At 67.5% G+C, this 22,844-nt stretch carries 28 protein-coding genes; 4 read left to right on the top strand and 24 right to left on the bottom strand.

Annotated elements, in window-relative coordinates:
• Positions 1-4: 4 nt before the first annotated feature.
• From EDC82_RS03685 to EDC82_RS03675, 3 genes are read right to left on the bottom strand one after another with little or no spacing between them, the layout of a single operon-like run.
• Positions 5-871, bottom strand: coding sequence for a carbohydrate ABC transporter permease (locus tag EDC82_RS03685; RefSeq protein ID WP_006946055.1), 867 nt, complete (start codon positions 869-871; stop codon positions 5-7).
• Positions 871-1,827: a carbohydrate ABC transporter permease gene (locus EDC82_RS03680; RefSeq protein ID WP_006946255.1), complete on the bottom strand. Its 957-nt coding sequence runs from the start codon at positions 1,825-1,827 to the stop codon at positions 871-873. The genes EDC82_RS03685 and EDC82_RS03680 overlap by 1 nt, the downstream gene beginning before the upstream one ends.
• Positions 1,828-1,841: 14 nt before the next feature.
• The gene (locus EDC82_RS03675; protein WP_040014836.1) at positions 1,842-3,155 is read right to left on the bottom strand and encodes an extracellular solute-binding protein; all 1,314 of its coding nucleotides are present in this window, start codon (positions 3,153-3,155) and stop codon (positions 1,842-1,844) included.
• A 267-nt stretch (positions 3,156-3,422) separates the two neighbouring features.
• On the opposite strand from EDC82_RS03675, the gene EDC82_RS03670 reads away from it, so the two are divergent.
• From EDC82_RS03670 to EDC82_RS03660, 3 genes are all read left to right on the top strand, one after another.
• Positions 3,423-5,156 (top strand): fumarate hydratase, encoded by a 1,734-nt coding sequence (locus EDC82_RS03670; protein ID WP_131940641.1) that lies wholly within the window; start codon positions 3,423-3,425, stop codon positions 5,154-5,156.
• Positions 5,157-5,186: 30 nt separating this feature from the next.
• On the top strand, positions 5,187-5,807 hold the full coding sequence (locus EDC82_RS03665) for a carbonic anhydrase (protein WP_131940639.1): 621 nt from the start codon (positions 5,187-5,189) through the stop codon (positions 5,805-5,807).
• A gap of 222 nt (positions 5,808-6,029) precedes the next feature.
• Positions 6,030-7,013 (top strand): malate dehydrogenase, encoded by a 984-nt coding sequence (locus EDC82_RS03660; RefSeq protein WP_131940637.1) that lies wholly within the window; start codon positions 6,030-6,032, stop codon positions 7,011-7,013.
• 140 nt (positions 7,014-7,153) lie between these two features.
• Here EDC82_RS03660 and EDC82_RS03655 read toward each other — a convergent pair whose 3' ends face one another.
• The 4 genes from EDC82_RS03655 to rplM all read right to left on the bottom strand — a co-directional run bounded on the left by EDC82_RS03655 (position 7,154) and on the right by rplM (position 10,962).
• Complete coding sequence (locus EDC82_RS03655; protein WP_131940635.1) at positions 7,154-8,338, bottom strand: aminotransferase class I/II-fold pyridoxal phosphate-dependent enzyme; 1,185 nt, start codon at positions 8,336-8,338, stop codon at positions 7,154-7,156.
• A gap of 162 nt (positions 8,339-8,500) precedes the next feature.
• On the bottom strand, positions 8,501-9,856 hold the full coding sequence (gene glmM / locus EDC82_RS03650) for a phosphoglucosamine mutase (RefSeq protein WP_038567134.1): 1,356 nt from the start codon (positions 9,854-9,856) through the stop codon (positions 8,501-8,503).
• A gap of 115 nt (positions 9,857-9,971) precedes the next feature.
• Positions 9,972-10,481, bottom strand: a complete 510-nt coding sequence (gene rpsI / locus EDC82_RS03645) for a 30S ribosomal protein S9 (RefSeq protein WP_006946115.1) — start codon at positions 10,479-10,481, stop codon at positions 9,972-9,974.
• Positions 10,482-10,512: 31 nt separating this feature from the next.
• Positions 10,513-10,962, bottom strand: coding sequence for a 50S ribosomal protein L13 (gene rplM, locus EDC82_RS03640; RefSeq protein WP_006946227.1), 450 nt, complete (start codon positions 10,960-10,962; stop codon positions 10,513-10,515).
• 285 nt (positions 10,963-11,247) lie between these two features.
• Here rplM and EDC82_RS03635 point away from each other — a divergent pair, with 285 nt between their 5' ends.
• Entirely contained in the window at positions 11,248-11,817 is a 570-nt protein-coding gene (locus EDC82_RS03635; protein ID WP_074045773.1) for a helix-turn-helix domain-containing protein, read from the top strand.
• Positions 11,818-11,952: 135 nt separating this feature from the next.
• Here the strand turns inward: EDC82_RS03635 and truA are convergent, their stop codons facing one another.
• From truA to rpsH, 17 genes are all read right to left on the bottom strand, one after another.
• Positions 11,953-12,801 (bottom strand): tRNA pseudouridine(38-40) synthase TruA, encoded by an 849-nt coding sequence (truA, locus tag EDC82_RS03630; RefSeq protein ID WP_131940633.1) that lies wholly within the window; start codon positions 12,799-12,801, stop codon positions 11,953-11,955.
• A 90-nt stretch (positions 12,802-12,891) separates the two neighbouring features.
• Positions 12,892-13,407, bottom strand: coding sequence for a 50S ribosomal protein L17 (gene rplQ, locus EDC82_RS03625; RefSeq protein ID WP_038567125.1), 516 nt, complete (start codon positions 13,405-13,407; stop codon positions 12,892-12,894).
• Positions 13,408-13,485: 78 nt separating this feature from the next.
• On the bottom strand, positions 13,486-14,505 hold the full coding sequence (locus EDC82_RS03620; RefSeq protein WP_006946192.1) for a DNA-directed RNA polymerase subunit alpha: 1,020 nt from the start codon (positions 14,503-14,505) through the stop codon (positions 13,486-13,488).
• Between the two features lie 155 nt (positions 14,506-14,660).
• The gene (gene rpsD / locus EDC82_RS03615) at positions 14,661-15,269 is read right to left on the bottom strand and encodes a 30S ribosomal protein S4 (RefSeq protein WP_006946058.1); all 609 of its coding nucleotides are present in this window, start codon (positions 15,267-15,269) and stop codon (positions 14,661-14,663) included.
• A gap of 44 nt (positions 15,270-15,313) precedes the next feature.
• On the bottom strand, positions 15,314-15,721 hold the full coding sequence (gene rpsK, locus EDC82_RS03610; RefSeq protein ID WP_006946182.1) for a 30S ribosomal protein S11: 408 nt from the start codon (positions 15,719-15,721) through the stop codon (positions 15,314-15,316).
• A gap of 65 nt (positions 15,722-15,786) precedes the next feature.
• Positions 15,787-16,161, bottom strand: coding sequence for a 30S ribosomal protein S13 (rpsM, locus tag EDC82_RS03605; protein WP_006946278.1), 375 nt, complete (start codon positions 16,159-16,161; stop codon positions 15,787-15,789).
• Between the two features lie 266 nt (positions 16,162-16,427).
• Positions 16,428-16,541: a 50S ribosomal protein L36 gene (rpmJ, locus tag EDC82_RS03600; protein WP_006592630.1), complete on the bottom strand. Its 114-nt coding sequence runs from the start codon at positions 16,539-16,541 to the stop codon at positions 16,428-16,430.
• Between the two features lie 88 nt (positions 16,542-16,629).
• Entirely contained in the window at positions 16,630-16,851 is a 222-nt protein-coding gene (infA, locus tag EDC82_RS03595) for a translation initiation factor IF-1 (RefSeq protein ID WP_006946284.1), read from the bottom strand.
• Between the two features lie 217 nt (positions 16,852-17,068).
• Positions 17,069-18,019, bottom strand: coding sequence for a M24 family metallopeptidase (locus EDC82_RS03590; RefSeq protein ID WP_131940631.1), 951 nt, complete (start codon positions 18,017-18,019; stop codon positions 17,069-17,071).
• Positions 18,019-18,597: an adenylate kinase gene (locus EDC82_RS03585; protein ID WP_074045775.1), complete on the bottom strand. Its 579-nt coding sequence runs from the start codon at positions 18,595-18,597 to the stop codon at positions 18,019-18,021. The genes EDC82_RS03590 and EDC82_RS03585 overlap by 1 nt, the downstream gene beginning before the upstream one ends.
• Positions 18,597-19,910, bottom strand: a complete 1,314-nt coding sequence (secY, locus tag EDC82_RS03580) for a preprotein translocase subunit SecY (protein ID WP_006946158.1) — start codon at positions 19,908-19,910, stop codon at positions 18,597-18,599. Before secY ends, EDC82_RS03585 begins: the two co-directional genes overlap by 1 nt.
• 197 nt (positions 19,911-20,107) lie before the next feature.
• Complete coding sequence (gene rplO, locus EDC82_RS03575; protein WP_006946289.1) at positions 20,108-20,572, bottom strand: 50S ribosomal protein L15; 465 nt, start codon at positions 20,570-20,572, stop codon at positions 20,108-20,110.
• Between the two features lie 2 nt (positions 20,573-20,574).
• Positions 20,575-20,757, bottom strand: a complete 183-nt coding sequence (gene rpmD, locus EDC82_RS03570; protein WP_038567114.1) for a 50S ribosomal protein L30 — start codon at positions 20,755-20,757, stop codon at positions 20,575-20,577.
• Positions 20,757-21,404 carry a 30S ribosomal protein S5 gene (gene rpsE, locus EDC82_RS03565; RefSeq protein ID WP_062258619.1) on the bottom strand — a complete coding sequence of 216 codons (648 nt, stop codon included), beginning with the start codon at positions 21,402-21,404 and terminating at the stop codon, positions 20,757-20,759. The genes rpmD and rpsE overlap by 1 nt, the downstream gene beginning before the upstream one ends.
• 37 nt (positions 21,405-21,441) lie before the next feature.
• A complete protein-coding gene (gene rplR, locus EDC82_RS03560; protein ID WP_006946162.1) occupies positions 21,442-21,816 on the bottom strand; it encodes a 50S ribosomal protein L18 in 375 nt (124 codons plus the stop codon).
• 3 nt (positions 21,817-21,819) lie between these two features.
• On the bottom strand, positions 21,820-22,359 hold the full coding sequence (gene rplF, locus EDC82_RS03555; RefSeq protein WP_006946061.1) for a 50S ribosomal protein L6: 540 nt from the start codon (positions 22,357-22,359) through the stop codon (positions 21,820-21,822).
• A gap of 23 nt (positions 22,360-22,382) precedes the next feature.
• On the bottom strand, positions 22,383-22,781 hold the full coding sequence (gene rpsH / locus EDC82_RS03550; RefSeq protein ID WP_006946236.1) for a 30S ribosomal protein S8: 399 nt from the start codon (positions 22,779-22,781) through the stop codon (positions 22,383-22,385).
• Positions 22,782-22,844: the final 63 nt, after the last annotated feature.

Below are 22,844 nucleotides of genomic sequence, written 5' to 3'. Positions count from 1 at the left end.
GGCGTCAGCCCTTGACGGCGCCGGAGGTGAGGCCGGAGACGATCCGACGCTGGAAGATCAGGACGAGGATGATGACGGGGATCGTCACGATGACGGCGGCCGCGGCGATGGCGCCCGTCGGCTGCGTGAACTGGCTGGCGCCGGTGAAGAAGCTCAGCGCGGCGGGCACCGTGCGGGCGTTGCCCGACGTCAGCGAGATGGCGAACACGAAGTCGTTCCACGCCGTGAAGAACGTGATGATGGCCGTCGTGAAGACACCCGGGCCGGCGAGCGGCGCGATGACCTTGCGGAACGCCTGCCACGACGTCGCACCGTCGACCTGGGCGGCCTGCTCCATCTCCCACGGGATCTGCTGGAAGAACGCGGACAGCGTCCAGATCGCCAGCGGCAGCGTCAGCGCGAGGTACGGGATGACGAGGCCGGGGATCGTGTCGAACAGCCCGATCTGACGCCACATGTTGAACAGCGGCGTCACCATCGCGATGACCGGGAAGAACGAGACGGCGAGCGCCATCGTCAGGATCATCTTCTTGCCCGGGAAGTCGAGGCGGGCGATCGCGTAGGCGCAGAACGTCGCGAGGATGACAGAGATCAGCGTGGCGAGCAGCGACACGACGATCGAGTGCCACAGCGCCGGCATGAACAGGTCGGACGCTCCCCCCTTGAGGATCAACTCGTAGTTGTCCCAGCTCGGGTGCGTCGGGAAGAAGTTGCCGAAGCTGTTCTCCTTGCCCGTCGTGTCCGTGAGGGCTGCGTCGCTCTTGAGCGACAGCGCGAAGATCCACACGAGCGGCAGCAGCGTCCAGATCATGACGGGGATGGCGAAACCGAACATCCCCCACTTGGCCTTGTTCGAGACGTTGGTTTCCATCAGTTGTTCCTCCCGGCAGCGAGGTCGACCTTGAAGCCCTTGACGAAGATCGCCGCGATGATGAGCACGCAGAGGAAGAGGATGACAGCGAGGGCAGAGCCCATGCCGATCTCCACGCGATCGATCGCTTCACGGGAGACGAGCATCGAAAGGCTCGTCGTGTCGTTGGCGCCGCCGGTCATGACGTACGGGTTGTCGAAGATGCGGAAGGCGTCGAGCGTGCGGAACAGCAGGGCGACCATGATGGCGGCCTTCATGTTCGGCAGGATCACCTTCGTGAGGCGCTGCCACCAGGTGGCGCCGTCGACCTTGGCGGCCTCCTCCATCGAGGAGTCGACCTGTGCGAGGCCCGTCAGCAGCAGCAGTGACATGAACGGCGTCGTCTTCCAGATCTCCGACAGGCAGATGACGAACAGCGAGCTGCCCCGCTGACCGAACCAGTCGTAGTCGAGCGGGAACGAGCCGAACGTCAGGGTGTGCAGCCAGTGGTTGACGAAGCCGGTGCTGACGTCGAAGCCGAACTTCCACGCGAACGCGGAGACGACCGTGATGATCGCGTACGGCAGCAGGACGACGGTGCGCAGCGTGCGTCGTGGCATGACGATCTTGTTCATGAGCATCGCGATGGCGAAGCCGAGGATCAGCTCGACGACGACCGTGACGATCGTGATGATGAGCGTCGTGCCCATGGCGTTCCAGAACAGCGAGTCCTTGAGCGCGGAGGCGTAGTTCTGGAACCACACGAACTTCTTGCCCGCCGGGTCGGTGAGGCGGTACTTGAAGAACGACAGGTACAGCGCGTTGAGGATCGGGTACAGCGTCACGAGACACATGACGACGAACGCCGGCCCCGCGAGCTTCCACCCGAGGTTGCGCTCGGCGCGTGCGCGATCGGAGAGCGGCGCCTTCTTGCGCTTCGCCCCCGTTGCGACACCGGTGGCCGCACTCTTCTCCATGGATGCAGCGGTACTCACAGCAGGGCCTTCCCCTTCAGGACGTCGAGGATGAACTTCTGGGCCTCGGCCGGAGTGTTCGGCGTCACCTTCGACGGCGGCGAGAACTGCTGCTGCAGAGCCCCGGAGATGTCACCCCAGTAGGGCGAGAGCGGACGCGGCACGGCCTTGTCCAGCGAGGTGCGGATCTGGGCGGCGATCCCGTTCGGGAAGGCCTTCTTGACGTCCGCCGAGTCGTACGAGGCCTTGCGGCTGCTCGGGTTGCCCGAGGCAACCATGTACGCCGTCGTGTTCTTCTCGTTCGTGATGCACTCCGCCGCCTGGTAGGCGAGGTCGGTGTGCTTCGAGTTCTTGCCGACGGCGAGCTGGATACCACCGAACGGAGGCGCGGCGTCGTGCGAGGCGTCGGTGCGCGGGTAGACCGCGGCCGCCACGTCCTCGGCCACCTTCGGCGCGGCCTTCTGGATGGCACCGTAGGAGTAGGGCCAGTTGACGAGGAAACCGCCGCTCGGCGACTGGAACAGCGTCAGCGACGCCGTCTCGTCGGACGAACCGATCGCGGGGCCGCCGACGCCCGACGTCGCGACCTTGTTGATGATCGACGCGGCCTTCTTGCCGGCGTCCGAGTCGAGGCCGAGCTTGATGTTCTCGTACGTCGCACTCGGGTCCTCGACGATCTTGCCGCCGCCGCCCGCGACGAGCGCGTTGATCCACACGGCGTAGCCCTCGTAGAGCTTGCCCTGGACGCCGACGTTCGTCTTCGTCTTCTTCGCGGCGTCGATGACCTGATCCCACGTCACCGGCTTGCTCATGTCGAGACCGGCCTTCTGCGCGACCGACTTCTTGTACCAGAGCAGCTGCGTGTTCGCCCAGAACGGCACGGACGTCAGCTTGCCCTTGTACATCGAGGCGTCGATGGAGCTCTGGACGCGGTCCTCCGTGAAGTTCTTCTGCATCGACTCCGGCACGGGCGCGAGGTAGCCCGCAGCAGCGAACTCGGTGACGAACGCCGGGTCGGTGCTCATGAGGTCCATCGAGCTGTCGCCCGCGGCGAGGCGACGCAGCAGCTGCGTGCGCTGGTCGGAGGCCGAGTTCGGCAGCAGCTCGACCTTGATCTTGTACTTGCCGCCGGAGGCCTTCGTGCAGTTCGCGGCGAGTGTGGCCTGGCCACCCTTGGAGGCGTCGGAGTTGCCGACGTCCGGGTTGATGTACCAGGTCAGCGTGGGCGTGCCGCCCCCGCTGTCGCCACCGCACCCGGCGAGCGCGGTCGTCGCGAGCATCGCCATCGATGCTGCGGCAGCCACTCGCCTGCGTGACTTGGATGTGTTCATGAACACCGCTCCATCCTTGTTAATCGACAACTCATCATCCACGCACGCTGTGATGGACGCCATACTTGCACCGCCAGGGAGACCAAACGGTTATTGAGCCGTTACACGATCGCGCGATCAGGGGTGCTACGTTCGCCCTCCCCGCCTGCGATCTGCGTCCACATCTGCGATTTTCGTCAGCATTCACACCCCACCCGCGCATGCCCTGACGGCGGCGCCGCCGGCTCGTCGGGCCGCAGCCGCGTCGCGCTCCGATAGTCTCCACGCATGGCTGATTTCGCGTACTCCGACCTGCTGCCCACCGGCGAGGACACGACCACCTACCGCAAGCTGACGAGCGACGGGGTGCGCACGCTCGAGGGCCCCGGCGGGCGCACCTTCCTCGAGGTCGACCCCTCGGCCCTGGAGACGTTGTCGGCCACCGCGATGCACGACATCGCGCACTACCTGCGTACGTCTCACCTCGCGCAGCTGCGCAAGATCCTCGACGATCCCGAGGCGAGCAACAACGACAAGTTCGTCGCGCTCGACCTGCTCAAGAACGCGAACATCGCGGCGGCGGGCGTCCTGCCGATGTGTCAGGACACGGGCACGGCGATCGTCATGGGCAAGAAGGGTTCGCAGGTGCTCGTCGCGCGTGACGAGCACGACCCCGCTCCCGACGAGGCGTCGCTCGCGGAGGGCGTCTACGACGCGTACACGAAACTCAATCTGCGCTACAGCCAGATGGCGCCGCTGACGATGTGGGACGAGAAGAACACCGGCTCGAACCTGCCCGCGCAGATCGAGATCTACGCCGACAGCCAGCCGGGCCACGAGACCACCTACAAGTTCCTCTTCATGGCCAAGGGCGGCGGCAGCGCCAACAAGTCGTTCCTGTACCAGGAGACGAAGGCTATCCTCAACCCCAAGCGCATGCTCGAGTTCCTCGACGAGAAGCTGCGCAGCCTCGGCACCGCCGCGTGCCCGCCGTACCACCTCGCCGTCGTCATCGGCGGCACGAGCGCCGAGTTCGCGCTCAAGACCGCGAAGTACGCGAGCGCGAAGTACCTCGACGAGCTGCCGACGTCCGGTGACGCCGCCACCGGCCACGGCTTCCGCGACCCGGAGCTCGAGGAGCAGATCCTCGAACTGACGCGCAACTTCGGCATCGGCGCGCAGTTCGGCGGCAAGTACTTCTGTCACGACGTGCGCGTCGTCCGCCTCCCGCGCCACGGCGCGTCGCTGCCCGTCGCGATCGCCGTCAGCTGCTCGGCCGACCGTCAGGTGCTCGGCAAGATCACGCGCGAGGGCGTGTTCATCGAGCAGCTCGAGACCGACCCGGCGCAGTTCCTGCCCGACGTCACCGAGGCGCACCTCATCGAGAGCGGCGACGAGGCGACCGGCGCGGGCTCGACCGGCAAGGGCGCCGCCGTCGACATCGACCTGAGCCGCCCGATGGACGAGATCCGCGCCGAGCTGAGCAAGCATCCCGTCAAGACTCGCCTTTCGCTGACGGGGACGCTCGTCGTCGCGCGCGACATCGCGCACGCGAAGATCAAGGAGCGCCTCGACGCCGGCGAGGAGATGCCGCAGTACCTCAAGGACCACCCGGTCTACTACGCAGGCCCCGCGAAGACGCCGGAGGGCATGGCGTCCGGTTCGTTCGGGCCGACGACGGCCGGGCGCATGGATTCGTACGTCAAGCAGTTCCAGGCCGCCGGCGGCTCGATGGTGATGCTCGCCAAGGGCAACCGCAGCGCCCAGGTGACGGAGGCCTGCCAGGAGTACGGCGGGTTCTACCTCGGCTCGATCGGCGGCCCGGCCGCGCGTCTCGCCCTCGACTGCATCAAGAAGGTCGAGGTGCTCGAATACCCTGAGCTCGGCATGGAGGCCGTGTGGAAGATCGAGGTCGAGAACTTCCCCGCGTTCATCGTCGTCGACGACAAGGGCAACGACTTCTTCGCCGCCACGGCGAAGCCCACCGCCATGACCATCACCACCCGCCCCGGCCTGAGCTGACGGCGCCGACGTCATCACCAAGGAGCCACCATGAGCAGCACCCTCACGCCGCAGCAGGCCTGGGACACCCTCGTCGAGGGCAACCGACGCTTCGTCTCCGGCACGACGCAGCGCCCGCACAGTGACGGCGAGCGCCGGCGCGAGCTCGTCGCCGGGCAGGCACCCCAGGCCGTCATCTTCGGGTGCGGCGACTCCCGCGTGCCGGCCGAGATGATCTTCGACCAGGGCCTCGGCGATCTGTTCGTCGTGCGCACCGCGGGCCACGTGCTTGACCCCAGCGTGCTCGGCTCGATCGAGTTCGGCACCGAGGTGCTGCGCGCACCGCTCGTCGTCGTGCTCGGGCACAAGAGCTGCGGCGCCATCAACGCGACGCTCGCCGCCGAGGAGACCGGCGACATGCCGCCGGGGTACCTCCACACGATCATCGAGCGCGTCATGCCGTCGATCCTGCACGGACGCAAGCACGGGCTGACGACCGGCGAGCAGTTCGAGGCCGAGCATGCCCGGGCGACGAGCGAGCTCCTCCCCCAGCGCAGTCAGCTGATCCGTGATCGCATCGACGCCGGCCGGCTCGCCGTCGTCGCCGTGCACTACGACATCGGTGAGGGCGAGGCGCACGTCGTCGGCACCCTGGGTGACATCACGGCCTGATCGTCCGCCGCTGTCGCCATGCCGCCACCCCCAGCGGGTGGCGGCACGCCTGATGTCGCGGCACGCACAGGCTGCTGTGCGCCCCTCCCGGGCCACTCGCACACTCCGGGGCCTCGGGAGGGCCCGCAGGGACGTTCGGCCCTGACGCGGCGGGCCGGCTCGGCCTACCGTCAGTGGTGACCCGACGTCTCGTCCGGGAACCCGCCGACGAAATGAGCCGTCATGCCCAAGCCCGCCGTTCGCGTTGCCGTCAGCGGAGCCGCTGGCGCCATCGGTTACAGCCTCCTCTTCCGCATCGCCGCGGGTGAACTGCTCGGCCCCGACCAGCCCGTAGAGCTGCGCCTGCTCGAGGTCGACGAAGCGCTCCGCAAGCTGGAGGGCACCGTCATGGAGCTGCAGGACTGCGCGTTCCCAATGCTCGCAGGCACGGAGACCGGCTCCGACGCGCGCCGCATGTTCGACGGCGTCAGTCACGCGCTGCTCGTCGGCGCGAAGCCGCGCGGGCCGGGCATGGAGCGCGGCGACCTGCTCGAGGTCAACGGCCACATCTTCGGCCCGCAGGGAGAGGCGCTCAACGACGCTGCCGCCGATGAAGTGCAGGTCACCGTCACCGGCAACCCGGCGAACACGAACTGCCTCATCGCGATGCATGCGGCACGTGACATCCCGAACGAACGCTTCAGCGCGCTGACGCGCCTCGACCAGAACCGCGCCGTCGCGCAGCTCGCCGCGAAGACGGGTGCGAGCGTCACCGACATCCACGACGTCATCATCTGGGGCAACCACAGCGCCACGCAGTACCCGGACGTCACGCACGCGACGATCCATGGCCGTGCCGCGCGCCTCGAGGTGGGCGATGACGCCTGGCTCAACGACGTCTTCATCCCGACGGTCGCGAAGCGCGGCGCCGCGATCATCGACGCCCGAGGCGCGTCGTCAGCGGCGAGCGCCGCGAGCGCGACGATCGATCACGCCCGCGACTGGGCTCTCGGCACCGACCGGATCGTCTCCATGGCCGTGCCGTCGGACGGCTCCTACGGCGTGCCCGAGGGGCTCGTGTCGAGCTTCCCCGTCACCGTCACCGAGCGCGCCTGGCGGATCGTTCCCGACCTCACGATCGACGAGTTCAGCCGCGCCCGCATCGACGCAAGCGTCGCCGAGCTCGAGAGCGAGCGCGACGCCGTCCGCGCACTCGGGCTCATCTGAGCCCAACGACTCGCGGCGGCGCGTCAGGAGACCAGGGGGTTCCTGACGCGCCGACGTGCATCCCACGAACAGTAGGGCCCGAGCGACCGGCGCCGTCTGACGTAGCCGGCACGACTGGTGCACCGCAGGACGTCACAGCGTCATGACGAGCTACCGACGAACCTCACCATCCGGTCGAACGCCTCGTCGAGCTCATCGCTCGCGACAGCGAGGCTCATCCGCATGAACCGGTGCCCGTCGACGGGGTCGAAGTCGATCCCGGGGGTGATGGCGACGCCCGTCGCGGCGAGCACGTCGGCGCACCAGCGCACGGAGTCGTCGGTGAGGTGCGCGACGTCGCACCAGGCGTAGAACGCGCCGTCCGGTGGCGCGTAGGTCGTCACCCCGATCTCGGGAAGGCGCCGCTGCACCAACTCACGATTGCGCCGGTACGTCTCGACGTGCCCCTCCAGCTCACCGCGTGCCGCCTCGCCGACGGCCGCGAGCGCCGCATGCTGTGACACGGCCGGCGGGCAGATCGTGAGATTCGAGGCGAGAATGGCGACGCGTCGGCGCAGGTGCGCGGGCACGAGCATCCACCCGACGCGCCAACCCGTCATGGAGAAGAACTTCGACACCGAACCGATGACGGCGCCCTGGCGCGACGTCTGCCACGCGCTCGACGTCGCGCGCCCGAACGAGATGCCGTGGTAGATCTCGTCGCTGACGAGCAGCACGCCGTGCGCGTCGCACCAGCGCGCGATGGCTGCGAGTTCGTCCGCGTCGATGATCGTGCCCGTCGGGTTGGCGGGGCTCGCGACGACGAGCCCCTTCGGCGCGGCGCCGCGCGCGACACGTTCCGCCTCGAGCATCGCGACGGTGGGTTGGTAGCGCACCTCGGCGCCGCACGCGAGCTCCACGACGGACATCCCCAGCGCCCGCAGCGTGTTGCGGTAGGCGGGGTAGCCCGGGCGGGTCATCCACACCTCGTCGCCGCCGTCGAACGCAGCGAGGAACAGCAGCGTGAACGCGCCCGACGACCCGGTCGTGACGATGACGTCGTCAGCACTCACGTCGTCGACGCCGAGGTCGCGGTGATACGCGGCGATCGCCTCACGCAGCGGCCGGATGCCGACCGTCTCGGTGTACCCGAGCGCATCGGCCTCGATCGCCGCGACGGCCGCCTCCCGGGCTGCGCGCGGCGCGCCCGTCGAGGGCTGGCCAGCGCACAGGCTGATGACGTCGCCGTGCGTACGCTGACGTTCCGCTGCCGCGGCGAGCACCTCCATGACGTGGAACGGCTCGACGTCGCTGCGTCCACTCGGCTGGGCGGCTGGCAGGCTCATGCCTGCCACTGTGACACACCCCGCACGCGTGACGGCCGTCGGCGCTGTCCGTCAGCTCCCGTCGACAGCTCGCCGGGCCACCACACGACTGGGAGGCACACGACTGCGCCCAGATGCACCCGGGTGCATCTGGGCGCAGGACGAAAGCGCGCAGCCGGCAGTTCAGTCGATCGACAGCTCGCGCTTGACGACGTCGGCGAGGTGCGTCGCGACGGCCTGCGCGCGTTCGGCGGTGTCGGCCTCGACCATGACGCGCACGACCGGTTCGGTGCCCGACTTGCGCAGCAGGACGCGCCCGGCGCCGGCGAGGTCGCTCTCGGCGGCGCGCACAGCGGCCTGCACGCCGTCGTGCGAATCGACGGCCGACTTGTCGACCCCCTTGACGTTGATGAGCTTCTGCGGCATCCGCTGCATGACGGCGCCGAGCTGGGCGAGCGAGCGCCCACTCGAGGCCACGCGGGCAGCAAGGAGCAGGCCCGTGAGCACGCCGTCACCGGTCGTGCCGTGGTCGAGTGCGATGACGTGCCCCGACTGCTCGCCCCCGAGCGAGTACGACCCGCGGCGCATCTCCTCGAGCACGTAGCGGTCGCCGACACCGGTCTGCTTGACGGCGATGCCCTCGCGCTCCATCGCCTTGATCATGCCGAGGTTGCTCATGACCGTCGCGACGAGCGTGTCCTCGGCGAGCACGCCGCGCTCCTTGAGGTCGAGCGCGAGGATCGCCATGATTTGGTCACCGTCGACCACCTCACCCGTTCCGTCGACGGCGAGGCAGCGGTCCGCGTCACCGTCGAAGGCCACACCGAAGTCGGCTCCATTCGCGACGACCGCTTCCTGCAGCTTCTCCAGGTGCGTCGAGCCGTAGCCGTCGTTGATGTTGAGCCCGTCCGGCGTCGCACCGATGACGACGACGTCCGCGCCCGCGCGGCGGAACACCTCGGGCCCGACGACGGAGGCCGCGCCGTGCGCGCAGTCGACGACGATCTTGAGGCCCTCGAGGCGGTGCGGAAGCGCGCCGAGCAGGTGACCGATGTACTTCTCACCGCCCTCGGCGTAGGGATGCACACGACCGACCGACGCACCCGTCGGACGCTCGTACTCCTCGTGCAGGTGCGCCTCGATCGCGTCCTCGAGCGCGTCGGGCAGCTTGTGGCCGCCGCGGCTGAAGAACTTGATGCCGTTGTCTGGCATAGCGTTGTGCGAGGCCGACAGCATCGCGCCGAGGTCGGCGTTCATCGTCGCCGTCAGGTAGGCGATGGCCGGCGTCGGCAGCACGCCCGCGTCGTAGACGTCGACGCCCGCGCTCGCGAGCCCGGCGACGGTGGCCGCACCGAGGAACTCCCCCGACGCGCGCGGGTCGCGTCCGACGACGGCGACAGGACGCTCGTGATCGGCCGAGACCTCCCCGGCCTCGACGAGTACCCGTGCTGCTGCGACGGACAGCCCGAGTGCGAGCTCTGCCGTGACGTCCTGGTTGGCGACGCCACGCACACCGTCAGTGCCGAACATGCGGCCCATGTGCCCCTCCTGAGGTCTTCGGAATCTCTCTCCACAATACGCGGCGGTACGCGAATCGCTCCGCACCCGGCGCATGGGCCGGATACGGAGCGATTCGAGCAATGCAGCGCGTGGATCAGCGCTTGCTGAACTGCGACGCCTTGCGGGCCTTCTTGAGGCCGGCCTTCTTGCGCTCCGGAACGCGTGCGTCACGCGTGAGGAAGCCGGCCTTCTTGAGGATCGGACGGTTCAGCTCTTCGTCGACGCCGTTCAGCGAACGGGCGACGCCGAGGCGAACGGCACCGGCCTGGCCCGAGGGGCCACCGCCGTGCACGCGCACGAGGACGTCGTACGCACCGTCCAGCTCGAGCACCGTGAGGGGCTCGTTGACGATCTGCTGGTGCACCTTGTTCGGGAAGTACTCCTCGAGGGTGCGGCCGTTGATCTTCCACTCGCCCGTACCGGGGACGATGCGGACGCGGGCGATGGCCTGCTTGCGGCGGCCGGTCGCGGCGCCGGGCGCGGAAGCGGACGGGCGACGAACCTCGCCGTTCTCGCCGACGGGGCCGGTCGACTCGCTCGTGTATTCGGTCAGCTGCGGCTCGTCCGTCTCGAGGACGTCGAGCTCAACGTTCTGGTCTGCCACGGTTCTCCTAAGAATTCAGCAGCGCGCGCGATTACTGCGCGACCTGGGTGATCTCGAACGGCTTGGGCTGCTGCGCGGCGTGCGGGTGCTCGGCACCGCGGTACACCTTGAGCTTGGCGATCTGGGCGCGGCCCAGCTTCGTCTTGGGCAGCATGCCTCGGACGGCCTTCTCGACGGCCTTCTCCGGGTCCTTCGCCATGAGCTCCGTGTAGGAGGTCGAGGTCAGACCGCCGGGGAAGCCCGAGTGACGGTAGGCCTTCTTCTTCTCGAGCTTGGCGCCGGTGAGGGCGACCTTGTCGGCGTTGATGATGATGACGAAGTCACCGGTGTCGATGTGCGGCGCAAACGTGGGCTTGTGCTTGCCACGCAGCAGCGATGCAGTCTGGGACGCGAGGCGACCCAGAACGACGTCGGTGGCGTCGATGACGTGCCAGGTGCGGTCAGCCTGAGCCGACTCCTGGTTGGGGGTGAACGTACGCACGGTCGTTCCCTTCGTTCTGTCGTTGACGATGGGCGGCCACTTCGTGCGCGGTCACCGCCCGGGCGACAGCCCGCATGCGACCAGCTGCGACGAAGCAACAGTCATCCAGTCTACGGCAGATGCACAACCGGTCGAAATCGTGCAGTCATGACGTATCCCCTTGCGCCGCAATGTCTTTCACGGATCGCCACACCCGTCGATCGACGCCCTCCGGGTCGATCGCACAACAATTGTGCAAAATGGGCGCCTCCGTCGTCGCGCCATCGACTCCGGTAGCCTCGGGCCATGAACACGGCCGCGGGCAGCGACCCCTACCGCGTCATCGCCCATCCGATGCGTTCGCGCATCCTCGCGCACCTGCGTCTGCACGGCGGTTCGACGTCTGCCGAACTGGCCCGAGCCCTCGGCACGCACACCGGGGCGACGAGCTACCACGTGCGCGTGCTCGAGAGCGCAGGCCTGGTCGAGGACACCGGGCTCGGCAACGCGAAGACGCGCGTCTGGGCTCTCGTCGACGAATCGGACGACACCGATGACGCGAATCCCAGCGATGCCCTCGAGTTCCTCGACGACGCCGACGCCGAAGACGCGCGCTGGCTTGAGCACGACTTCATCACGCACGTCAGTGAGCGCGCCCACGCCTGGGTCGACGAGCAGGACGCCTGGCCCTACGTGTGGCAGGACGAGTGCCGCGCGTTCGACTCCCCCGTCCTCGTGAGCGAGGAGCAGATGAGCGCTCTGCGCTCCGAGATGGAGGCGCTTCTTGCGCGGTATCGCCGAGCCGGCGCAGGCACCCCAGGTGCGCGACGGGTCGCCGTCACCGTCGTCCCGCTGCCGTTGCCGAACGTCACGTGAGCACCGGCCCAGGCGAGCTCCATGACCGGCCGATGAATTCGAGCGAACGGGCCGAATCCACGCGTCCTGACACTCGCGTCCGGCCACTCCGCTCGTATTCGCCGCGCTGACGTCGAGCCAGCGGTCGCGACGCGGTCAGGTTGCCCCATCGAGGTCAGCCGCCGAACGCATGACGCGCGACGCCGCATCGCGCGCCGCGAACTGATCGGGGCTCGGGTAGCTGACCTCCTCGAGGCACAGCCCGTGCGGCGGCATGACGACGACGCCCGGGTCGCGTCGCCCCGCAGTCAGTACCTGCGCGGGCCAGTCGATCGGGCGACGCCCCTCCCCCACCGGCACGACGCCGCCGATGAGGGCCCGCACCATCGAGTGGCAGAACGCGTCCGCCTCCAACCGCGCGGTGAGCACGCCGTCCGCCTCGCGCGTCCACGCGTAGTCGAGCAGCGTGCGGATCGTCGTCGCACCCTCGCGGGGCTTGCAGTAGGCCGCGAAGTCGTGCAACCCGACGAGCAGGGCCGACGCGGCGTTCATCGCGTCGACGTCCAGGTTTCGCTTGACGACGACGGTGTCGCGCCGGCGAAGCGGGTCGAGGCGCGCCGCATCGTCGAGCAGGCGATAGCTGTAGCGGCGCTTCAGCGCCGAGAAGCGAGCATCGAAACTCGCGGGCTGCTCACTGGCGGCCTTGACGACGACGTCCCCCGCCAGGACGCCGTTGAGGCGCGTGACGAGCGCCTGCGCGGGCGCACGCTCGCTTCGCCCCGGCAGCGCAGCCCACGCGTCGGCGCCGATGTCGCCGTGGCACACCCCACCGCGCGCGTGGACGCCGGCGTCGGTGCGCCCGGCCACCGTCAGCCGGACGTCGTCGCGGCGCAGGACGCGCGTGAGCGCACCCGTCAGTTCTCCCTCGACAGTGCGACGTCCGGGCTGGCGGGCCCACCCCGAGAAGTCGGTGCCGTCGTAGGCGAAGTCGATCCTGAAACGCATGCCGCCCAACCTATCCCGCGAACTCGACCACGGACGCGACGATGCCCGCCTCCCCTGAGGGGGAAGCGGGCATCGTGCGTGACAGGTCGATCAGGCGTCGCCGTCAGCCTTCGAGGCACCGCCGGACGTCTCCGTCGCGGCAGGGGTCTCGGGCGTGACGTCCGCTGCCGGAGCGGCCGCAGCGTCTTCCTTGACCGCGCGCTTCGTGGCGGCCTCGGCCTCCTTGACCGTCGACTGCTTCGCGGAGTAGGCCTCGCGAACCAGTTCGATGACGACCATGGGGGCGTTGTCGCCCTTGCGCGGCGCGATCTTGGTGATGCGCGTGTAGCCGCCGGGACGCTCGGCCATGTCGGGTGCGATCTCCGTGAAGAGACGGTGCACGGCCGACTTGTCCGAGATCTTGCGCATCACGCGTCGACGCGAGGCGAGGTCGCCGCGCTTGCCGAACGAGATGAGGCGCTCGGCGTACGGACGCAGGCGCTTGGCCTTCGCCTCCGTCGTCGTGACGCGGTCGTGGGTGAACAGCTGAGTGGCCATGTTGGCCATGATCAGCCGCTCGTGCGACGGGCTGCCGCCGACGCGGGCGCCCTTCGTGGGGGTAGGCATGTTTTCTCCTTGGTCTACCGGTCAGCTGCGAGAATGCTCAACTCAGCGAGCAGGCTCACCGCTGTACCGAAAAGCTGCTCAGTACTGCTCGTCCTCGGCGAGGTCCGCGCCGTCGGCGTCCTCGTCGTAGCGGTCGGCGATGACGCTGGCGTCGAACCCGGGCGGGCTGTCCTTCAGCTGAAGGCCCATGTCGCGCAGCTTGTCGGCGACCTCGTGGATCGACTTCGAACCGAAGTTGCGAATGTCGAGCAGGTCGGCCTCGCTGCGGGACACGAGTTCACCCACGGTGTGGATGCCCTCGCGCTTGAGGCAGTTGTAGGAGCGGACGGTGAGGTCGAGGTCCTCGATCGGCAGAGCGAGGTCCTCGGCGAGCGCTGCGTCGGTCGGGGACGGACCCATGTCGATGCCCTCGGCCTCGACGTTGAGCTCGCGCGCGAGACCGAACAGCTCGACGAGCGTGGAGCCGGCCGAAGCCATGGCGTCACGCGGGGCCATCGAGTTCTTCGTCTCGACGTCGACGATGAGCTTGTCGAAGTCGGTGCGCTGCTCGACACGCGTGGCCTCGACCTTGTAGGTCACGGCCAGCACCGGCGAGTAGATGGAGTCGACCGGGATGCGGCCGATCTCCTGCTCCGCCGACTTGTTCAGCGCCGCCGAGACGTAGCCGCGGCCGCGCTCGACCGTCAGCTCCATCTCGATGCTGCCCTTGTCGTTCAGCGTCGCGATCTCGAGGTCGGGGTTGTGCACCTCGACACCGGCCGGGGGCGCGATGTCAGCAGCGGTGACGACACCCGCGCCCTGCTTGCGCAGGTACATCACGACGGGCTCGTCGTGCTCCGAGGAGACGACCAGACCCTTGATGTTGAGGATGACCTCGGTGACGTCTTCCTTGACGCCGGGGATCGTCGAGAACTCGTGCTGGACGCCGTCGATGCGGATGCTGGTGACGGCGGCACCCGGGATGCTCGAGAGCAGGGTGCGGCGGAGCGAGTTGCCGAGCGTGTAGCCGAAACCCGGCTCCAGGGGCTCGATGACGAACCGCGAACGGCTCTCGGAAACCACGTCCTCGGAGAGCGTGGGGCGCTGTGCGATGAGCACTCTCGTTGTCCTTTCCTACGGCGACCACTATTTGACGCCGGGTGAACGAGCAGGAATCGAGTCCTGCGCCGGTGCGAGCTCTGTCTCTCGGACCGGCAGGTGGAAGGTGGCGCCTCACGCGGCGCGAAGCGCCACCTTCCGATGCGAAGCTCGGATCAGTTCTTCGAGTAGAGCTCGACGATGAGCTGCTCGGTGAGCTGGCTGTCGATCTGCTCGCGCGTCGGGAGCTGGTGGATCAGCACCTGCAGCGTGCCCGGGACGACGTGCAGCCACGCCGGAACGGGACGCTCGCCGAACGTCTCGCGAGCGAGCTGGATCGGGAACGCCTCGCGCGACTTCTCACGGACCGTGATGATGTCGTACTGCTCGACGCGGTAGGACGGGACGTCGACGCGCACGCCGTTGACCTCGAAGTGACCGTGCGTGACGAGCTGGCGGGCAGCGCGGCGCGTGCGGGCGAGGCCGGCGCGGTAGATGACGTTGTCCAGGCGGGACTCGAGGATGATGAGCAGGTTCTCACCGGTCTTGCCGGGGCGGCGCGCCGCCTCCTTGTAGTACCGGACGAACTGCTTCTCCATGACGCCGTAGGTGAAGCGGGCCTTCTGCTTCTCCTGCAGCTGGTGGAGGTACTCCTTCTCCTGGATTCGACCGCGGCCGTGCTGGCCGGGCGGGAAGGGGCGCATCTCGAAGTTCTTGTCACCACCGACGAGGTCGGTCTTGAGTCGACGCGACTTCTTGGTGATCGGGCCGGTGTAACGGGCCATGTGGGGTGTCTCCTAGTTCGTCTTCGTTCGCGGTGTCTGGGTGATCAGACGCGGCGACGCTTGGGCGGGCGGACGCCGTTGTGCGGCGTGGGCGTGACATCGCTGATCGCGCCGACCTCGAGGCCGGTCGCGGTGAGCGAGCGGATGGCGGTCTCACGACCGGAACCCGGGCCCTTGACGAAGACGTCGACCTTGCGCATGCCGTGGTCCATGGCACGACGCGCAGCGGCCTCGGCGGCCATCTGCGCTGCGTAGGGGGTCGACTTGCGGGAACCCTTGAAGCCGACCTGGCCGGCGGACGCCCACGAGATCACGGCACCGGTGGGGTCCGTGATGGAAACGATGGTGTTGTTGAACGTGCTCTTGATGTGGGCCTGGCCCGCAGCAACGTTCTTCTTCTCCTTGCGGCGCACCTTCTTGGCGCCCGCGGCCATACGGCTCTTGGGAGGCATAGTTCGAATCTCCTGTTTCGACGCTCAGTTGAGGAAGTAGTCGTGATCAGCCGAAGCTGCTCGACTCACTTGGCCTTCTTCTTGCCGGCCACGGTGCGCTTCGGGCCCTTGCGGGTACGAGCGTTCGTCTTGGTGCGCTGACCGTGCACGGGCAGGCCACGGCGGTGGCGCAGACCCTCGTAGCTTCCGATCTCCACCTTGCGGCGGATGTCGGCGGCGATCTCACGGCGCAGGTCACCTTCGAGGCGGAAGCTTGCCTCGAGGTGGTCACGCAGCTTGACGAGTTCTTCCTCGGTGAGGTCGCGGACGCGCGTGTCCGGGTTGACGCCGGTCGCGGCCAGCGTCTCCTGGGCACGGGTACGCCCGACGCCGAAGATGTAGGTGAGGCCGACCTCGACGCGCTTCTCGCGCGGCAGGTCGACACCGATGAGACGTGCCATGTGTTCTCCTGATCATGAGCGGAGGTCTGGGGCAGCACCGTTCCCGCTATGGCGTGAGCCTCGATGCTCGTGATGAGCGGTGGGACTCGCGGGTCCTCGGCCTCCGCGCCGAGGGTGACGTCCACTGGCGTGTCTCTGTATCAGATCGCTCTGAGAGATCTCGACGATTCATCCTGTCGGATCCTCGTCAGAGCCCAGTGGGGCCGGGTGCTGCAGTTTCATGTGTTGCGTCCTGGTGAAGACGCTGTGAGCTGGTGCTCGGTGGATCAGCCCTGGCGCTGCTTGTGGCGCAGGTTCTCGCAGATCACCATGACTCGGCCGTTGCGGCGAATCACCTTGCACTTGTCACAGATCTTCTTGACGCTCGGCTGAACCTTCATCTGCCTGCTGTCTTGTCGATCGCGCTCTCGACACACCGACACGCTGCGACCATGCGGACGCAGCGCGGGGAGCGAGAACTGGGTTGAATCAGCGGTAACGGAAGACGATACGGCCGCGGGTCAGGTCATAGGGCGAGAGCTCGACGACGACCCGGTCCTCGGGGAGGATCCGGATGTAGTGCTGACGCATCTTGCCCGAGATGTGAGCGAGAACCTTGTGACCGTTCGTGAGCTCGACCCGGAACATCGCGTTCGGGAGAGCCTCGACGATCGTGCCCTCGATCTCGATGACACCGTCCTTCTTGGCCATAGCCTCCGCATTTCGCTGCACGAAACCGTCCCGGATGGACGGAATCTGTTGGCCGGCCTGCCCGGTCGCGTCACGCTGAGCGCCACATACCACGACAGACCGTCCCTCAGTCTACGAGACGCGCTCGGCTTCCCCAAATCGCGTCGACCCGCCTCCGTTCCGATGAGAGGGGCTCGAGCGTTGGGGGACCCGGACGGCGTCGCGTCCGCGTGGGGCCTCAGTCGTCCAGGCCGCCGTACAACCCGAGCGGCTCGAGACGCGAACGTCCGCCGTCCTGCGCCGTCAGCACCCACAGGCCCTTCTCCGTCACCGCCACGGTGTGCTCGAAGTGCGCGGCGAGGGAGCCGTCGTCGGTCTTGACGGTCCAGCCATCGTCGAGCTCATGCGTCTCGTACGTGCCGAGCGTGACCATCGGCTCGACGGCGACGACGAGACCAGGCTTCACCTTGGGGAGCCGCTCGTTGACGTACTCGTTGTAGACCGTTGGATCTTGGTGCAACTCACGACCCACACCGTGGCCCGTGTAGCCGTCGACGATCTCGAAGCTGGGCATCTCCGGCGGCAACCCTGCGAGGCGCCCCGGAGCGTTGAACTCCTCGAGCAGGTCTTGTACGCCCTCACCGACGTCGTTGAGGCGCTCGCCCACCTGAAGCGCCTCGATGCCGGCCCACATCGACGCCTCGGTCGCGAGCACGAGAGCGCGCCGCGGGTCGCCCTGCGCCCACGCCACGACACCCTCTCGTCTGATCGCCGGCTCATCACCCGCGTGACGCGCCGCCACGCGCTGCGCCGAGCTCGCGTCGTCCCTCGCCGCCCCGACGACGAACGTCAACGCCGAGTCACCGTGCCACCCGTCGACGATCGCTCCGCAGTCGAGCGAGACGACGTCGCCGTCTTGCAGCACGCGCTCCCCCGGGATGCCATGGACCACCTCGTCGTTGACGGAGATGCACAGCGTCGCGGGAAAGCCGTTGTACCCGAGGAACGACGGCGTCGCACCGCGTTCGAGCATGTGGGCGTGGGCGATGGCGTCGACGTCCTTCGTCGTCATGCCCGCGCGCGTTCCGAGTGCCGACGCGCGAAGCGCCGAGCCGGTCACGAGACCGGCCCGGCGCATCGCGCGGATGTCGTCACTCGACTTGAGATCCAGTCGGGTGCGTCCGAACATCAGTTCTTCGCCGCGACCTCGTCGAGTGCCGCGCCGATCCGCGCCTCGACCTCGTCGATCGAGCCCATGCCGTCGACCTGGACGAGGAGGCCACGCTCGGTGTAGGCGGCGGCCAGCGGCGCCGTCTCGCGCACGTAGAGCTCCTGACGCTCGCGGATGACCTCTTCGGTGTCGTCCGCACGGCCCGACGTCTCGGCGCGCTTGAGCAGGCGCTGCACGAGCTCCTCGCCATCGACGGTGAGTTCCAGGGCCGCGTCGAGGGCCTGGCCCTTCGCCGCGAGCATCTCCTCGAGCGCGACGACCTGGCCCGCGGTGCGCGGGTATCCGTCGAGCAGGAAGCCGTTCGCGGCGTCCTTCTCGTCGAGGCGGTTCTTGACGATCTCGTTCGTGATCTCGTCCGTGACGTACCCACCGGAGGCCAGGATGTCCTTGACCTTGAGGCCGAGCTCGGTCTCGTTCTTGATGTTGGCGCGGAAGATATCGCCGGTCGAGATGTGCGGGATGCCCCGGCTTTCGGCCAGACGCTCCGCCTGCGTTCCCTTGCCTGCCCCGGGGGGTCCGAGAATGATGAGTCGCATTACCGCAAGAACCCTTCGTAGTTGTGCTGTTGCAGCTTGGAGTCGACCTGCTTGACGGTCTCCAGACCCACGCCGACGAGGATGAGGATGGACGCACCACCGAACGGAACGTTCTGGTTCGCGTCGAAGAGCGCCAGCGCGATCAGGGGTAGCAGCGCGAGGAACGCGATGTAGATCGCGCCGACGGTGGTGATGCGCGTCAGGACGTAGTTGAGGTACTTGGCCGTCGCGGAGCCGGCGCGAACGCCCGGAATGAAGCTGCCGGCCTGCTTGAGGTTGTCCGCCACCTCGTCGGGCTGGTAGGTGATCGACACGTAGAAGAACGTGAAGAACAGGATCAGGACCGTGTAGATCGCCATGTAGACGGGGTGGTCGCCGCGCGCCAGGTAGGTGTTGATCCACTGCGCCCACCCGGGCGGATTCGTCTTGTTCGCCGCGAACTGCGAAACCATGACGGGCAGGGAGAGCAAGGACGTCGCGAAGATGATCGGGATGACGTTCGCCATGTTGACCTTCAGCGGGATGTACGTCGTCGTCCCGCCGTAGGAGCGACGTCCGACCATGCGCTTCGCGTATTGGACGGGGATGCGTCGCTGGCTGTTCTCCACGAAAACGACGGCGGTCGTCACGGCCAAGCACATGATGACCACGGCGATGAAACGCCCCCAGCCCTGGTTGTGGATCGCCCACAGACTCTGGGGCACGCGAGCGGCAACGGCGGTCAGGATGAGCAGCGACATACCGTTGCCGATACCCCGTTCCGTCACCTGCTCACCGAGCCACATGATGAGGCCGGTGCCGGCCGTCAGGGTCAGAATCATGAGCAGGACGGTCGGGATCGAGTCGTCCGTCATGATCGTCGAACACGTGGTCGGGCTACCACCGAGAATCGTCCACGGGCTGCGAGCGGCGGTGATGAGCGTCGAACTCTGCAGGAGCGCTAGCGCGATCGCGAGATAGCGGGTGTACTGCGTCATCTTCGCCTGCCCGCTCTGGCCCTCCTTCTTGAGGGTCTCGAAACGCGGGATGACGACCGTCAACAACTGAATGATGATCGACGCGGTGATGTAGGGCATGATGCCGAGCGCGAAGATCGACAGCTGGAGCAGCGCGCCACCTGAGAACAGGTTCGCGAGCCCGAGGAGGCTGTTCGAACCACCGGCCGCGGCCTGACACTTGGCCACGAGATCGAAGCTGATCCCCGGCGTCGGAATGTGCGAACCGAGCCGGAACAACGCCATGATGGCCAGCGTGAACAGGATCTTGTTGCGCAGTTCGGGCGTCCGGAAGGCGCGTCCAAAACTGGTCAGCACAAAAACCTCCTGAGCCGTGACGCGTCACGGCTGAATACGTAAAGGGCTTGCCGGGTGGCCCCGACGACGGCGTCGCACCCGACGCGGGCGACCACCGTCAACGAATAGACGATACCCTCCCCCGCGTCCCGACGACGAAAGAACCCCGCCGGGAGCACCACATCGTGGCACCCCGGCGGGGTCCTGTCTCAGACGCGTCACTCAGCGGTGACGGAACCGCCTGCGGCCTCGATCTTGTCCTTGGCCGTGGCCGAGAACTTCTGCGCCGTGACGTTCACCTTGACGGTGATGTCGCCAGTGCCGAGCACCTTGACGGGCTGGCCCTTGCGGACGGCACCCTTCTCCACGAGCGCCGCGACGTCGACGTCGCCGCCCTCGGGGAACAAGGTGGAGATCTTGTCCAGGTTCACGACCTGGTACTCGACCTTGAACGGGTTCTTGAAGCCGCGGAGCTTGGGCAGACGCATGTGCAGCGGCGTCTGACCACCCTCGAAGCGAGCGGGAACCTGGTAGCGAGCCTTCGTACCCTTGGTACCACGACCCGCGGTCTTGCCCTTGGAGCCCTCACCGCGACCCACACGGGTCTTCGCGGTCTTGGCACCCGGGGCGGGACGCAGGTTGTGGATCTTCAGGGCCGACCCGTTGGCCTTGGTGTCAGGCATTTTCAGTCAACCTCCTCGACGGTCACGAGGTGCGCGACCGCGCGGACCATGCCCCGAAACTCGGGGCGGTCCTCCTTGACGACCGTGTGGCCGATGCGCTTGAGGCCCAGCGAACGCAGGGTCTCACGGTGCTGCGGCTTGCCACCGATCTCGGAACGGATCTGGGTCACCTTGAGTTGAGCCATCACGCACCTGCCTTCTCGGCCATCGCGTGCTGCATCGCAGCGGGGACGACGTCGTCGATCGGCAGGCCACGGCGAGCGGCCACGGCCTCCGGACGCTCGAGACCCTGGAGGGCCGCGACCGTCGCGTGGACGATGTTGATCGAGTTGTCGGAGCCCAGAGACTTCGACAGCACGTCGTGGATGCCCGCGCACTCGAGGACGGCGCGCACCGGACCACCGGCGATGACACCGGTACCGGGCGATGCCGGCTTCAGCAGGACGACGCCCGCCGCAGCCTCACCCTGAACGGGGTGCGGGATCGTGCCCTGGATGCGGGGGACGCGGAAGAAGTTCTTCTTCGCCTCCTCGACACCCTTGGCGATGGCCGCGGGAACTTCCTTGGCCTTGCCGTAGCCGACACCGACGGTGCCGTCACCGTCACCGACGACGACGAGGGCGGTGAAGCTGAAGCGACGACCACCCTTGACGACCTTGGCGACACGGTTGATGGTGACGACGTTCTCGACGTACTGGTTGCGCTCTTCCTCGCGACCGCGGCCGCGGCCGCCGTCACGACGACCGCCATCGCGGCGGTTGTCACGCTGGTTGTTGTCGCGCTCGCCGCCCGTCTGGGCGGTACCGGCGCCTCGACGCTGGGGTCCAGCCATCAGACATTCCTCTTCTCGGCGTTGTTCTGGTTGGTCATCACAGGCTCAGGCCACCTTCGCGGGCGCCGTCGGCGATCGCGGCGACGCGGCCGGCGTAGCGGTTGCCGCCACGGTCGAACACGACTGCCTCGATGCCCTGGGCCTTCGCACGCTCGGCCACGAGTTCGCCGACCTTGCGGGCCTTGGCGGACTTGTCACCCTCGAACGTGCGCAGGTCGGCTTCCATGGTGGACGCGGACGCGACGGTCTTGCCGACCGTGTCGTCGACGACCTGGACGAAGACGTGACGGCTGGAACGCGAGACGACCAGGCGCGGGCGAACCGCGGTCCCCGTGACCTTCTTGCGCAGGCGCAGGTGACGACGGCCGCGAGCTGCGGACTTGCTCGTCGAACGCTTGACGATCTTTGCCATGGCTTACTTACCAGCCTTTCCGACCTTGCGGCGGATGTGCTCGCCTTCGTAGCGGACACCCTTCGCCTTGTACGGGTCGGGCTTGCGCAGCTTGCGGATGTTGGCCGAGACCTCACCGACGAGCTGCTTGTCGATACCGGAGACCGAGAAGCGGGTCGGGTTCTCGACCACGAACGTGATGCCCTCGGGGGCCTTCACGAGGATCGGGTGCGAGTAGCCGAGCGCGAACTCGAGGTCGCTGCCCTTCGCCGTCACGCGGTAACCCGTGCCGTGGATCTCGAGCTTCTTGGTGTAGCCGTCGGTGACACCGACGACCATGTTGTTGATCAGGCTCCGCGTCAGTCCGTGACGGGCGCGCGCGTCGCGCTCGTCGTTGGGTCGCGTCACCTCGACGGATCCGTCCTCGCCCTTGGCGACGGTGATCGGCGCGGGAACCGTCAGGTCAAGGCTGCCCTTGGGGCCCTTAACCGTGACGTCCTGGCCGTCGATGGTCACCTCGACACCGGACGGGACAGGAACCGGGAGACGTCCAATACGTGACATCTGTTTCTCCTCCTAATTCCTGATTACCAGACGTAGGCGAGGACTTCCCCGCCAACACCCTTGGCCGCCGCCTGCTTGTCGGTGAGCAGACCGGAGGACGTGGAAAGAATGGCAATGCCGAGGCCACCGAGAACCTTGGGGAGGTTGGTGGACTTGGCGTAGACGCGAAGGCCGGGCTTCGAGACGCGGCGCACTCCGGCGATGGAGCGCTCACGGTTCGGGCCGTACTTCAGGTTGATCGTGAGCGTCTGGCCGACGCGGGCTTCTTCGACGGTCCAGCCGGCGATGTAACCCTCGCGTTCAAGAATCTCAGCGATGTGGGACTTCAGCTTCGAGAACGGCATGGACGTCGAGTCGTGGTGCGCCGAGTTGGCGTTCCGGACTCGCGTCAACATGTCCGCGATCGGGTCGGTCATGGTCATTGGGCTTCTCCGCCCTTCCTCACCGGGGTTTCAACCCGCGTGTGTTGGGTCGACCTACGGTGT

The sequence above is a fragment of the Dermacoccus sp. SAI-028 genome (assembly GCF_004346775.1).
Lineage (GTDB): Bacteria > Actinomycetota > Actinomycetes > Actinomycetales > Dermatophilaceae > Dermacoccus > Dermacoccus nishinomiyaensis.
The sequence above is the reverse complement of the archived record's forward strand: the minus strand, read 5'-3'. Positions and strand labels throughout refer to the sequence as shown.